Annotated in this window: 11 protein-coding genes and 1 riboswitch; of the genes, 7 read left to right on the top strand and 4 right to left on the bottom strand. The window is 72.4% G+C overall.

Features of this window, described 5'->3' with window-relative positions:
* Window positions 1-33: 33 nt before the first annotated feature.
* A complete protein-coding gene (gene thrC, locus PH191_RS16760; RefSeq protein ID WP_274195748.1) occupies window positions 34-1,293 on the bottom strand; it encodes a threonine synthase in 1,260 nt (419 codons plus the stop codon).
* Window positions 1,294-1,307: 14 nt separating this feature from the next.
* A riboswitch (SAM riboswitch) is annotated at window positions 1,308-1,423 on the bottom strand.
* A gap of 156 nt (window positions 1,424-1,579) precedes the next feature.
* Between thrC and holA the strand changes: the two genes are divergently transcribed.
* A complete protein-coding gene (gene holA, locus PH191_RS16755) occupies window positions 1,580-2,611 on the top strand; it encodes a DNA polymerase III subunit delta (RefSeq protein ID WP_274195747.1) in 1,032 nt (343 codons plus the stop codon).
* A gap of 150 nt (window positions 2,612-2,761) precedes the next feature.
* Here holA and rpsT read toward each other — a convergent pair whose 3' ends face one another.
* Window positions 2,762-3,055 carry a 30S ribosomal protein S20 gene (gene rpsT, locus PH191_RS16750; RefSeq protein ID WP_274195746.1) on the bottom strand — a complete coding sequence of 98 codons (294 nt, stop codon included), beginning with the start codon at window positions 3,053-3,055 and terminating at the stop codon, window positions 2,762-2,764.
* 180 nt (window positions 3,056-3,235) lie between these two features.
* On the opposite strand from rpsT, the gene lepA reads away from it, so the two are divergent.
* The 3 genes from lepA (at window position 3,236) to PH191_RS16735 (ending at window position 9,308) form a co-directional block, all read left to right on the top strand.
* The gene (gene lepA, locus PH191_RS16745) at window positions 3,236-5,146 is read left to right on the top strand and encodes a translation elongation factor 4 (protein ID WP_274195849.1); all 1,911 of its coding nucleotides are present in this window, start codon (window positions 3,236-3,238) and stop codon (window positions 5,144-5,146) included.
* Between the two features lie 144 nt (window positions 5,147-5,290).
* Window positions 5,291-7,216, top strand: coding sequence for a DEAD/DEAH box helicase (locus tag PH191_RS16740; protein WP_274195745.1), 1,926 nt, complete (start codon window positions 5,291-5,293; stop codon window positions 7,214-7,216).
* Between the two features lie 115 nt (window positions 7,217-7,331).
* A complete protein-coding gene (locus PH191_RS16735) occupies window positions 7,332-9,308 on the top strand; it encodes an FAD/NAD(P)-binding protein (protein ID WP_274195744.1) in 1,977 nt (658 codons plus the stop codon).
* 51 nt (window positions 9,309-9,359) lie between these two features.
* Here the strand turns inward: PH191_RS16735 and PH191_RS16730 are convergent, their stop codons facing one another.
* Window positions 9,360-10,325 carry a quinone oxidoreductase family protein gene (locus PH191_RS16730; RefSeq protein ID WP_274195743.1) on the bottom strand — a complete coding sequence of 322 codons (966 nt, stop codon included), beginning with the start codon at window positions 10,323-10,325 and terminating at the stop codon, window positions 9,360-9,362.
* Between the two features lie 110 nt (window positions 10,326-10,435).
* Between PH191_RS16730 and PH191_RS16725 the strand changes: the two genes are divergently transcribed.
* The 3 genes from PH191_RS16725 to PH191_RS16715 are packed head-to-tail and all read left to right on the top strand — an operon-like array spanning window position 10,436 to window position 11,520.
* On the top strand, window positions 10,436-11,176 hold the full coding sequence (locus tag PH191_RS16725; RefSeq protein ID WP_274195742.1) for an alpha/beta fold hydrolase: 741 nt from the start codon (window positions 10,436-10,438) through the stop codon (window positions 11,174-11,176).
* Window positions 11,177-11,210: 34 nt separating this feature from the next.
* Window positions 11,211-11,435: a hypothetical protein gene (locus PH191_RS16720; RefSeq protein WP_274195741.1), complete on the top strand. Its 225-nt coding sequence runs from the start codon at window positions 11,211-11,213 to the stop codon at window positions 11,433-11,435.
* Entirely contained in the window at window positions 11,392-11,520 is a 129-nt protein-coding gene (locus PH191_RS16715) for a hypothetical protein (RefSeq protein WP_274195856.1), read from the top strand. The genes PH191_RS16720 and PH191_RS16715 overlap by 44 nt, the downstream gene beginning before the upstream one ends.
* A 7-nt stretch (window positions 11,521-11,527) precedes the next feature.
* Here the strand turns inward: PH191_RS16715 and PH191_RS16710 are convergent, their stop codons facing one another.
* Window positions 11,528-12,310, bottom strand: a complete 783-nt coding sequence (locus PH191_RS16710) for an enoyl-CoA hydratase-related protein (RefSeq protein ID WP_274195740.1) — start codon at window positions 12,308-12,310, stop codon at window positions 11,528-11,530.
* Window positions 12,311-12,372 lie beyond the last annotated feature (62 nt).

Here is a 12,372-nt window from a genome sequence, read left to right as displayed (position 1 = left end):
GCCCCCGGCCCAGGAGGGCTCGGGGGCCGGGCGCTACAGCCCCAGCGCCTCGCGGACCGCCTTCGACGTCGCCGGGATCGTCGCCTTCGGGCCCACCTGGTGCTCGATGGCGTCGAGGGTCTTGAGGCCGTCGCCGGTGATGAGGAGGACGGTGTCGGCGTCCGGGTCGAGGTCGCCGGACTCCACCATCTTCTTGGCGTTGGCCACGGTGACGCCGCCGGCGGTCTCGGCGAACACGCCCTCGGTGCGGGCGAGCAGCCGGATGCCGTCGCGGACCTCCTCGTCGGTGACGTCGGAGATCGAGCCCCCGCAGCGGCGCACCGCGTCGAGCACGTACGGCCCGTCGGCGGGGTTCCCGATGGCGAGCGACCGGGCGATCGTGTCCGGCTTCTGCGGACGGACGACGTCGGTGCCCTCGCGGAAGGCGGTGGACACCGGCGAGCAGCCGGCGGCCTGGGCGCCGAACACCTTGTACTCGGCGTCGTCGACGAGCCCGAGCGAGATCAGCTCGCCGTAGGCCTTGTCGACCTTGGTCAGCTGCGAGCCCGAGGCGATCGGGATGACCGTCTGCGCCGGGATGCGCCAGCCCAGCTGCTCGGCGACCTCGTAGCCGAGGGTCTTCGAGCCCTCGGCGTAGTAGGGCCGGACGTTGACGTTGACGAACGCCCAGTCCTCCTGGTCGAAGGCGAGCTCGGTGGCCAGGCGGTTGACGTCGTCGTACGTGCCCTCGCAGGCCAGCAGGTTGGTGTCGTAGACCGCGGTCATGAGGATCTTGGCGCGCTCGAGCGACGCGGGGATCAGCACGACCGAGTCCCAGCCGGCGCGCGCGGCCGCGGCGGCCGTGGCGTTCGCGAGGTTGCCGGTCGACGGGCAGGCGAGGGTGGTGAAGCCCAGCTCGCGGGCAGCGGCGAGGGCGACGGCGACGACGCGGTCCTTGAAGGAGTGCGTCGGGTTGCCGGTGTCGTCCTTGACCCACAGGTTGCGGATGCCGAGCTCGGCGCCGAGGCGGTCGGCGCGCAGCAGGCGGGTGCAGCCCGGGTCCATGTTCGGGTGCGACTCGACGGTGGTGGGCACCGGCAGCAGCGACTTGTAGCGCCAGATGCTGCGGGGGCCGCGCTCGATGTCCTCGCGGGTGACCGTGCCGAAGTCGTAGGCGATCTCGAGGGGCCCGAAGCACTGCGGGCAGGCGAACTCGGCGGCGAGGTCCATGCGGTGGCCGCAGGCGCGACAGGCGAGAGCGGTGGCCGGGCCGAGATCGAACGACGTCGTCGTCGGCTGGGCGGTGAGCGTCATGAAAGGAAAATCCTTCCTCATCTTCCCCGCGAACGGGTCGGAATTGGCACCGTGATCGCTGCGTGCAGAACGCGCTGCGCCGGTTGCCGGGGTGTCGTCGGGCCGTTCCCTCTACCCCTCTGGATGAGCCGTATTCGGTTGTCGAGCGCCCCTGGACGCCCGCCGGAGCACATTACGGCACGGGTCACACCTCGACCACCGAGCGCGCTCAGGCGAGACGTCCCTCACGACGGCGCTCGCGACAGCACGCCCCGGGGCCGTCGGACCCCCGTGACACGATCGGTCCGTGAGCCCCACGAGCGCGCCCGAGGTCACCGCGCCGTTGCACCTCGTCGTCGGCGACGAGTCGCTGCTGGTCGAGCGGGCCGTGGCGCGCGCGGTCACCGCGGCCCGCGAGGCCGACCCCGCGGTCGAGGTGGCGCACCTCCCGGTCGGCGAGATCACCGCGGGTGTGCTCGGCGAGGTCGTCAGCCCGTCGCTGTTCGCCGAGTCGCGGGTCGTCGTGATCGAGAATGCCCACGACGCGAGCGCCGAGGTCACGACGCTGCTGCTCGACTACGCCCGCGCCCCGAGCGACGGCGTGACGCTCGTCGTCGTGCACCGCGGCCCGCCCAAGGGGGGCAAGGCGCGGAAGCCCGCGAAGGGCGGCAAGGGGGGCGGCGCGAAGGGTGACGCGCTGCTCGAGGGCCTGCGCAGCGCCGGGGCCACGGAGGCCTCGGCGGCGGGGCTCTCCGACGATCAGCGCGCCGACTTCGTGCGCAGCGAGGTCCGCCAGGCCGGCGGGCGGATGACCGGCGAGGCGCTCGGGCTGCTCATGGACGCGGTGGGCTCGGATCTGCGCGAGCTCGCCGCGGCCGCGTCGCAGCTCGTGTCGGACTCCGGCGGTCAGGTCGACGCCGACGCCGTGCGCGCCTTCCACCGGGGCCGCGCCGAGGTCACGGGGTTCGCGGTCGCGGAGCGGGCGATCACGGGAGACCGGACGGCGGCGCTCGAGTCGCTGCGCTGGGCGCTGGAGACGGGCGTGCCGCACGTGCTGCTGGCCGACGCCCTCGCCGACGCCGTGCGCACCGTGGCGCGCGTCAACGCCGCCGGCCGTGGCGATCCGTACGCCATGGCGTCGTCCCTCAAGATGCCGCCGTGGAAGGTGCGCAAGGCCCAGGGTCAGGGTCGGGGCTGGGGCGACGAGGGGCTCACGCGGGCGATGGGCGTCGTGGCCGACCTCAACGCGAACGTCAAGGGCGCCGCCGCCGACCCGGCCTACGCCCTGGAGTACGCCGTCGAGCAGGTCCTCGCGGCCCGCGGGAGCTCGCGGCGCTGACCGGCCGCCGCCGCTCGTGATCGACGCGGCTTTCCTGGCACCCAGTGCCAGCGTGGACGCAGGGCTTGCACGGGCCCGTGCCACCCCCAACCCACGACAAGAGCCCGCCCCCGGCGAACCGGGGACGGGCTCCGTGACGTGCGAGGTGGCTCAGGCCGGGGTCTTGCCCGCCTTGGCGTCCACCGTGAAGCGCTCGGCGCGGTGGGCCATGCGCGACTTCTTGTTCGCCGCCTGGTTCTTGTGGATGACGCCCTTGCTGACGGCCTTGTCGAGCAGCCGGCCGGCCTCGCGGCGGCGCTCGCCGGCGCGCTCGGCGTCGCCGGCCTCGGCGGCCTCGCGGTAGCGGCGGATCGCGGTCTTGATGCGCGACTTGACCGCCTTGTTCTTCTGGCGCGCTTCCTCGTTCTTGCGGTTGCGCTTGACCTGCTGCTTGATGTTCGCCACGGGGTGTTCGAACCTTCGTCCGTCGGAGTTCTGTGCACGGGAGCGCGCGGGGGCGCTCGACCGCACCACGCAGTGCCGCCCAGATTACCAACCTCACCTCGACGCTCCGCCGACCGGCCCCGGAGCGGCGTCGTGGGACGATGGCGGGTGAGCCCGACCGTGCGAGACGTGAGGATCCCGTTGACCCAGACCACCCAGCAGTCCGCGAGCAACCCCGGACGGCCGGGCACGAAGGGCTACGCCGACGAGACGTTCACGCCGCCGGACCGTATCCGCAACTTCTGCATCATCGCCCACATCGACCACGGCAAGTCGACGCTCGCCGACCGCATGCTGCAGATGACCGGCGTGCTGGGGGACCGGGCCTACCGTGCCCAGTACCTCGATCGCATGGACATCGAGCGCGAGCGCGGCATCACGATCAAGGCGCAGAACGTGCGCCTGCCCTGGTGCGCCGCCGGCCCGGACGGCGAGATGCGCGACCACGTGCTGCACCTCATCGACACCCCGGGCCACGTCGACTTCACCTACGAGGTCAGCCGCTCGCTCGCCGCGTGCGAGGGCGCGATCCTGCTGGTCGACGCCGCGCAGGGCATCGAGGCGCAGACCCTGGCCAACCTCTACCTGGCCATGGAGCACGACCTCGAGATCATCCCCGTGCTCAACAAGATCGACCTGCCGGCCGCCGACCCCGAGCGCTACGCCGCCGAGATCGCCCACCTCATCGGCTGTGACCCCGAGAGCATCCTGCGGATCAGCGCCAAGACCGGCGACGGCGTCCCCGCGGTCCTCGACTCGGTGGTCCACCGGGTGCCCGCGCCGGTGGGCGACGCCGACGCCCCGGCCCGCGCGATGATCTTCGACTCGGTCTACGACACCTACCGCGGCGTCGTCACCTACATCCGCGTCGTCGACGGCAAGATCACCCCTCGCGAGCGCATCCGCATGATGTCCACCAACGCGGTGCACGAGCTGCTCGAGGTCGGGATCATCTCGCCGGACCAGAAGCCCTGCCAGGGCCTGGGCGTCGGCGAGGTCGGCTACCTCATGACCGGCGTGAAGGACGTCCGCCAGTCCCGCGTCGGCGACACGGTCACGTGGGAGCGCAAGGGCGCGACGGAACCGCTCGGCGGCTACCGCGACCCGCAGCCGATGGTCTACTCCGGCCTCTATCCGATCGACGGCACCGACTACCCGCTGCTGCGCGACGCGCTCGACCGCCTGCGCCTCAACGACGCCGCCCTGTCCTACGAGCCCGAGACCTCGGCGGCGCTGGGCTTCGGCTTCCGCTGCGGCTTCCTCGGCCTGCTGCACCTGGAGATCACCCGCGACCGCCTGGAGCGCGAGTACGGGCTCGAGCTGATCTCCACCGCGCCCAACACCGTCTACCGCCTCGAGCTGGACGACGGCTCCGAGGCCGAGGTGACCAACCCCGCCGACTGGCCCGAGGGCAAGGTCGCGACGATCTTCGAGCCGATCACCAAGGTCTCGGTGCTGGCGCCGTCGGACTTCGTCGGCCCGATCATGGAGCTCTGCCAGTCGCGGCGCGGCCAGCTCGAGGGCATGGACTACCTGTCCGACAGCCGCGTCGAGCTGCGCTACACGATGCCGCTCGCCGAGATCATCTTCGACTTCTTCGACATCCTGAAGTCGCGCACCCGCGGCTACGCGTCGCTGAACTACGAGCCCGCCGGCGAGCAGGCCGCCGACCTGGTGAAGGTCGACATCCTGCTGCAGGGCGAGCCGGTGGACGCGTTCTCGGCGATCGTGCACCGCGACGCCGCCTACGCCTACGGCAACTCGATGGCCACGAAGCTGCGCGAGCTCATCCCGCGCCAGCAGTTCGAGGTGCCGATCCAGGCCGCCATCGGCGCGAAGATCATCGCTCGCGAGACGATCCGCGCGATCCGCAAGGACGTGCTCTCCAAGTGCTACGGCGGGGACATCACCCGCAAGCGCAAGCTGCTCGAGAAGCAGAAGGAGGGCAAGAAGCGGATGAAGACGATCGGCCGCGTCGACGTCCCGCAGGAGGCCTTCGTCGCGGCACTGTCCACTGACCAGAACGCGGTGGACAAGGCCAAGAAGAAGTAGCGGGGCACCGCCGGTGATCGGTGGGGAACAACCGCTCGCGTAGACTGGTTATCAACGCCGAGCTGTCGGCCTGGGAAGGACCCTGCGTGTCACCGGGTCCGCGGACAGCTCACGTGTCCGCCGTACCCTTCCTGAAAGAGATCTGTGACCAACGCTGCTGTCCTGTCCGATCACGACGTCGAGCTCGTCGACGTGATCTCCCACTCCACCGACGAGAGCCCCGCGGACGCGACGTCCGCCGAGGACGCTCCCGTCACCGAGACCCCCGACGACACCGGCTCCGAGGAGCCGGCCGTCGACGCGTCCGACGCCACCGAAGACGACGACGCCACCGCTGACGCCACCGACGACGAGCCCGCCACCGGGTTCGCCGCGCTCGGTGTCGCGGAGCGCCTGCTCCCCACCCTGGTCGAGTCCGGGTTCGACACCCCGACCCCGATCCAGACCGAGACCATCCCGCTGTTGCTGTCGGGCCGCGACGTGCTCGGCCTCGCGCAGACCGGCACCGGCAAGACCGCCGCGTTCGCGCTGCCGATGCTCTCGGCGATCGATCCCGCGCAGCGGCGCGTGCAGGCGCTCGTCCTCACGCCCACCCGCGAGCTGGCGATCCAGGTCGCCGAGGCCATCGAGCGCCTCGGCGCCGGCGTCCCCGGGCTCAACGTCGTCCAGCTCTACGGCGGCGCGCCCTACGGCCCGCAGCTGCACGGGCTGCGCCGTGGCGGCCAGATCGTCGTCGGCACCCCCGGCCGCATCGCCGACCACCTCGAGAAGCGCACCCTCGACCTGTCCGGCGTCGCGCACTTCGTGCTCGACGAGGCCGACGAGATGCTGCAGATGGGCTTCCTCGAAGAGGTCGAGGCCATCTTCGAGCTGCTGCCCGCCGACCGTCAGGTGGCGCTGTTCTCGGCGACCATGCCCGGCGCCATCCGCGAGGTCTCGCGCCGGCACCTGAACTCGCCGGCCGAGGTGTCGATCAAGTCGAAGACGCAGACGGGTATCAACACCCGTCAGCGCTACGTCGTGCTGCCCGAGCGGCAGAAGGCGGACGCGCTCGCGCGCATCCTGCAGGTCGAGGACTTCGACGCCGCGCTGGTCTTCGTGCGCACCCGCCAGAACACCACCGACGTCACCGACGCCCTCAACCGGCGCGGGTTCTCGGCGGTGGCGATCTCCGGCGACCTGTCGCAGCCGCAGCGCGAGAAGACCATCAACGGTCTGCGTTCCGGTGAGATCGACGTCCTCGTGGCCACCGACGTCGCCGCCCGTGGGCTCGACGTCGACCGGATCTCGCTGGTCGTCAACCACGACCTCCCGCCGGACTCCGAGTCCTACGTGCACCGCATCGGGCGCACCGGGCGGGCCGGGCGCAGCGGCGAGGCGATCTCGTTCGTCACCCGCGGCCAGATCCGCACGATGCGCATGATCGAGTCGGCCACCAAGCAGAAGGCCGAGGAGATGTCGGTGCCGGGCACCGACGAGGTGAACGCGGTGCGCAAGCGCCGCTTCGCCGAGCGCATCACCGGCACGCTCGACGGCACCGTCACCGGCGGCGACCCGCTCGACGTCTTCCGCGGCATCGTCGGCGACTACGTCGCCGAGACCGGCGCCGACCCCCTCGAGCTGGCCGCCGCGCTGGCCAAGATGGTGCAGGGCACGAAGCCCCTGCTCGTCGAGGACCTGCCCGTCGCGCCGCCGCGCGGCGAGAAGCGCAGCCCGCGCGAGGGTGGCGGCAAGCCGGACCGCGGCCAGGGCCGTAGCGGCAAGGCGCCCGAGTGGACCGTCGGCTCGGGCACCGACACCTACCGGATCGACGTCGGCCACAACCAGCGGGTGCGTCCCGGTGCGATCGTCGGCGCCATCGCCAACGAGGCCGGCCTCGACTCGCAGCACATCGGCCACATCGACATCCGGCCCGACCACACGCTGGTCGAGCTCCCGGCCGACGTGCCGGGGCACGTGGTCAAGCGCCTGCAGCGCGCCCGCGTCGCCGGTCGCCCGATGGGCCTGCGCCGCGCGTCGGGCGCCGAGGCGGCCAGCCCGTCCTCGCGCCCGAGCCGCCCCCGCCGCTGATTCCTCGCTGACCGCTGGCGCGTGCGCAGGCACGTGCCAGCGCTCACACGCGCGGAGCGCAGAGTGGCCGGCCCCCGGGCGCGGACCTACCGTGGAAGAACGCGGAGGGAGCGTCATGACGCGGTCGGTGGTGATCGTCGGGGGCGGGCCTCGCGGGACCGGTGTGCTCGAACGCCTCGCGGCGAGCGCACCCGAGTTCGTCGAGGATCTCGACGTCCACCTCGTCGATCCCTACCCCGACGGCGCGGGACGCATCTGGCGTGAGGACCAGTCGGCGCTGCTGTGGATGAACTCCATGGCCGCCGACGTCACGATGTTCACCGACGACAGTGTGCGCTGCGAGGGTCCGATCGTGCCCGGTCCGTCCCTCTACGACTGGGCCGTGGCGGTCCGCGACGGCGAGCTCGACGGCGAGTCGGTGCCGGACGGGCCGGTGGGCGACGAGCTGCGCGCGCTCGGGCCGGCGACGTTCGCCACCCGGCGCCTGCAGAGCCACTACCTCGACTTCGTCCTGCGCCGCGTGCTCGCCACCCTCCCGCCGCAGGTCCGGGTGCACCGCCACCGCACGCGGGCGGTGGGCCTGCGACGCGGTGCCCCCGACGTGGTGCTGCTCGACGGGGGCTCCGACCAGAACCCTCCGGAGCTGCCCGCCGACGTGCTGGTGCTCGCCTCGGGCCACCTCGACGCGGCGCCGACCGAGGCCGAGGCCGCGCTGGCGGCGCACGCCGACGAGCACGGGCTGCGCTACTTCCCGCCCGAGCAGACCACCGACTCCGACCTCGACCGCATCCCGGCGGGGGAGACGGTGATCGCGCGCGGGATGGGCCTCGCGTTCATCGACCTCATGGTCCTGCTCTTCGAGGGCCGCGGGGGCCGCTTCCACGACCGCGGCGACGGCACGCTCGACTACGAGCCCTCCGGCCGCGAGCCCGTCGTGCACGTCGGGTCGGGACGCGGGGTGCCGTACCACGCCAAGACCGAGTACGCGCTGCGCGGACCGCGGCCTCCGCTGCCGCGGTTCCTCGGCCCGGACGAGATCGCCGGGTTCGTCCGTCGGGGGTCGGTCGACCTGCGCCGCGACGTGTGGCCGCTCATGGCCAAGGAGGTCGGCTGGGCGTACTACCACGAGCTCTTCGCCGGCCACCCCGACCGCGTGCGCGGTGTCTGGGACGACTTCGCGCTGCGCTTCGCCGCGCTGGACTGGTACACGCCGGCGATGCACGAACTCGTCGCCGGGTTCGTGCCCGACCCCTCCGACCGCCTCGACTTCGAGCGCATGGACCGGCCCCTCGACGACGTCAGCGCGCCGGATCTCCCGAGCCTGCAGGAGCGCCTGCGGTCCTACGTGCTCGACGACCTCGCCCGCCACGTCGACGACCGCTACACCGCCGAGCTCGGGGCGTTCGTCGGCCTGCTGTCGGTGTTCGCGCAGGTCGCGGAGCTCGCGGGCACGCCGGCCCTGACGCCGCGCTCGCGGGCCCAGGACCTCGCGTGGTGGCAGAACTTCTTCAGCTCGCTGGCCAGCGGCCCACCCGGACCGCGGTTGCGCCAGCTGCTCGCGCTCTCGCGCGCGGGTTACGTCGTCTTCCTCGGTGCGGGCGTGCAGGTGCACCCTGTCGACGGCGGCTTCCGGGCCACCAGTGCCTCGCTGGACCGCGTCGCGGTCACCGCGCAGACGTTCGTCGAGGCGCGCCTGTCCTCCCCGAGCGTGAGCCGCAGCGACGACCCGATGCTCGCCGGGCTCCACGCCGAGGGCCTGCTCGACGAGGAGACCCTGCGCGAGGAGCACACCGACTCCGGGACGGCCGTGCACGCCGCCGACGCGGCGGTCGCGCACTCCGGCGCCGCGGTCACCCTGCACAACACCGGCCTCGTGCGGGTGCGCACGTCGGACTTCCGCCTCGTCGACGCCGAGGGCCGGCCCGACCCGTGCCGCTTCGCGATCGGGCCGCACACCAACGTCCGGCTGCCCGGGGCGTTCACGCGCCCGAACACCAACGCGCTGAGCTTCCGGGCCAACGACGCCCTCGCCCGCGCGGTCCTCACCCAGCTCGCCGAGTCCGCGCCCGCCGAGGGCCGCCTCTCCGCCTGACCCCGTGAGCGATTTTCACGGCTATAGCCGTGAAAATCGCTCACATGGGGATCAGCGCGTGAAGACGATCTTGCCTGCGGTGACGCCGTCGAGCATCGACCGGAACCCGTCCTTCGCGTCGGCCATCGGGATCTCCTGGCCGATCTCCGGGACGATGCCGGTGGCCGCGACGAACTCGAGCAGGTCGCGGAGCTCGGCGAGCGTGCCCATCGTCGAGCCGACGACGTTCTTCTGCAGGAAGAAGACCTGGGCGAGGTCGGCGCTGGGCGCGTTGCCCGACGTCGCGCCGGAGCAGACGATCGTGCCGCCCGGGACGAGCGAGCGCAGCGAGTGCTTCCAGGTGGCCTCGCCGACGGTCTCGAACACCGCCTGCACCTTGCCCGGGAGCTTCGCGTTCGACTCGAAGACCTGGTGCGCGCCGAGACGCAGGGCCAGCTCGCGCTTCTCGTCGGAGCGCCCGGTGACCCACACCTGCATGCCGGCGGCGCGCCCGAGCTGGATGAGCGCCGTCGAGACGCCGCCGGAGGCGCCCTGCACGAGCATCGTCTGCCCGCCGCGCAGGCCGGACTTCGTGAACAGCATCCGGTAGGCGGTGAGCCAGGCCGTCCCCATGACCGCGCCGGTGGAGGCGGTCATGCCCTCCGGGCGGGGGAGCGCGTTGCGCTTCGGGACGACGACGTAGTCGGCGAAGCTGCCCTGCGCCCACTCGGTGAGCATCTTGCGCTTCGGGTCGAGGGTCTCGTCGTCCTTCCAGTCCGGGTCACCCATCAGTGAGTGCAGGACGACGGGCGTGCCGTCGTCGAGCGTCCCGGCGCCGTCGCAGCCGAGGATCATCGGGAACTGGTCCTCCTTGATCCCGACGCCCCGCAGGGTCCAGAGGTCGTGCATGTTGAGGCTCGCCGCCTCGACCTTGACCCGTACCCAGCCCTCGGGCACGTCGGGATCGGGCCGCTCGCCCACCACGAGGGAGGCGATCGGGTCGTCGGCGTTGGGCTCGGAGGCGTAGACCGCGAACATGCCCCGCAACCTATCCGGGACGACTTGCCCGATGCCCGATGAGTTCGGCGGGTGGGCGCAGTTCCACCGGTGAGAGCCCCGAAACGAACCGAGAACCTCCTGGAGGACCCGTGTACGCCCCGCTGCCCGGTATCGACGTCTACTTCGAGGACCACGGCACCGGCACGCCGCTGGTGCTGCTGCACGGCGGGATGATGACGCTGGACCTGAGCTTCGGGACGCTGATGCCCCGTCTGGGCCCGACCCGCCGCCTCGTCCCCGTCGAGCTGCAGGGACACGGGCGCACGGCCGACGTCGACCGTGACATCACCCTCGCCAACCAGGCCGGCGACGTCGTCGGCGTGCTGGACCACCTCGGTCTCGAGCGTGCCGACGTGCTCGGGTTCAGCTGGGGCGGGCTCGTGGCCCTCGAGACCGCGGTGCGGCATCCCGATCGCGTCGACCGGCTGGTGCTCGGGGCTGTCCACCGGCGCAAGGACGACTACCACGACGAGATCCACGACCCCTCGCAGTACGCGACGTCGACCCGCATGCCCACCGAGGCCGAGTTCGGCGCGATGTTCGCCGAGTACGAGCGCCACGGGCTGAGCACGTTCGAGACCGTCGTCGCCAAGCTGGACCCCATCGTCACCGCCGACGAGAACTGGTCGCGCGCCGACCTCGAGCGCATCACGGCGCCGACGCTGGTGATGGTCGGCGACCACGACTTCGTCCGGGTCGACGCCGCCGTGGCGATGGCCGACGCGATCCCCGACGCCGGCCTCGCGGTCCTCCCGCGCACGAAGCACACCGAGCTGATCAGCCGCGTCGACCTCGTCGCGCCCCTGGTCGAGGACTTCCTGGCCCGCTGACCGGGGCCCCGGCCCCCCGCGTACCGTCGAGCACGTGCTGCGTGCCGTCGCGACCTGGTGGGACGGCGTCGAGCTGTGGCTGACCCAGCTCGACTTCACCGTCCAGGTCGTCCTCGTCGTCGCCGTCGTGGGCCCGGTGTGCTGGGGCGCGGCGGCGATCATCGACACGGTCGTCGAGCGTTCGGTGGCCGCCCGCCTGGAGGCCCAGGAGCGACGTGAGCGGCGGCGCGCCGAGGCCACGACCGCGCCCGAGGTCTGAGGTGGACCGCCGGGTCGCGCGCATCTGGGTCACGGCCACGCTGCTGGCCCTGCTCGTGCTGGTGGTCGTCGTCAACCTCGTCTGACGAGGGATCACTCGGTCGGCGGGCCCGGCACCCACGACGGCGCCCGCTTCTCCGCGAACGCGGCCATGCCCTCCTGGCCCTCCTCGGAGGCGAAGAACTCGGCCGAGAGCCCGAGCATCGCCTCGAGGTCCTGCTGCAGGTGCTCCCCGCGGTCGCGGCGCAGGAGCGCCTTGGTGGCCGCGAGGGCGCGGGGCCCGCCCCGGGCGAGCATGTCGGCGTAGCGGGCGACCTCGACGTCGAGACCGTCGGCGTCGACGGCGGAGTTGATGAGGCCGACCGCCTCGGCGCGCGTGGCGTCGAAGGTCTCGCCGGTGAGCATCAGCTCGCTGCCGGCGCGGGGGAGCAGGCGGGGGAGCACCACCGACGAGATCACGGCGGGGACGACGCCGATGCGCACCTCGGTGAACGCGAAGGTCGCCTCGCGCACGGCCACCGCGATGTCGCAGGCGGCGACGAGGCCGACGCCACCGGCGCGGGCCGGGCCCGCGACACGGGCGATGACGGGCGTGTCCGACGTCCAGAGCGTGCTGAGGATCGCGGGGAACTCGTTGACGCCCTGGTCGTCCGACCCCGCGCCGCGCGACTCGCGCAGATCCATCCCCGAGCAGAACACGGGCCCGGTGTGCGTCAGGACGATGACGCGCACCGTCTCGTCGAGGGTCGCGGTGTCCAGGTGGGCGGAGAGCTCCCGGCGGACCTGCGCGGAGAGCGCGTTGCGGTTGCGCGGCGAGTCGAGCGTGATCGTCGCCGTGCCGCCCGTGACCTCGAGGTGCACCAATTCGTCGTCCATGACCGTCACTGTGGCAGCCGACCGATCTCGCTCACACGGTGGTGGCGCCGGGGCGTCGGCCA

Origin of the sequence: Actinomycetospora callitridis (genome assembly GCF_028737265.1) — a bacterium.
Lineage (GTDB): Bacteria > Actinomycetota > Actinomycetes > Mycobacteriales > Pseudonocardiaceae > Actinomycetospora > Actinomycetospora callitridis.
Note: the sequence above shows the minus strand (reverse complement) of the source record. Positions and strands in the feature narration are given on the sequence as shown.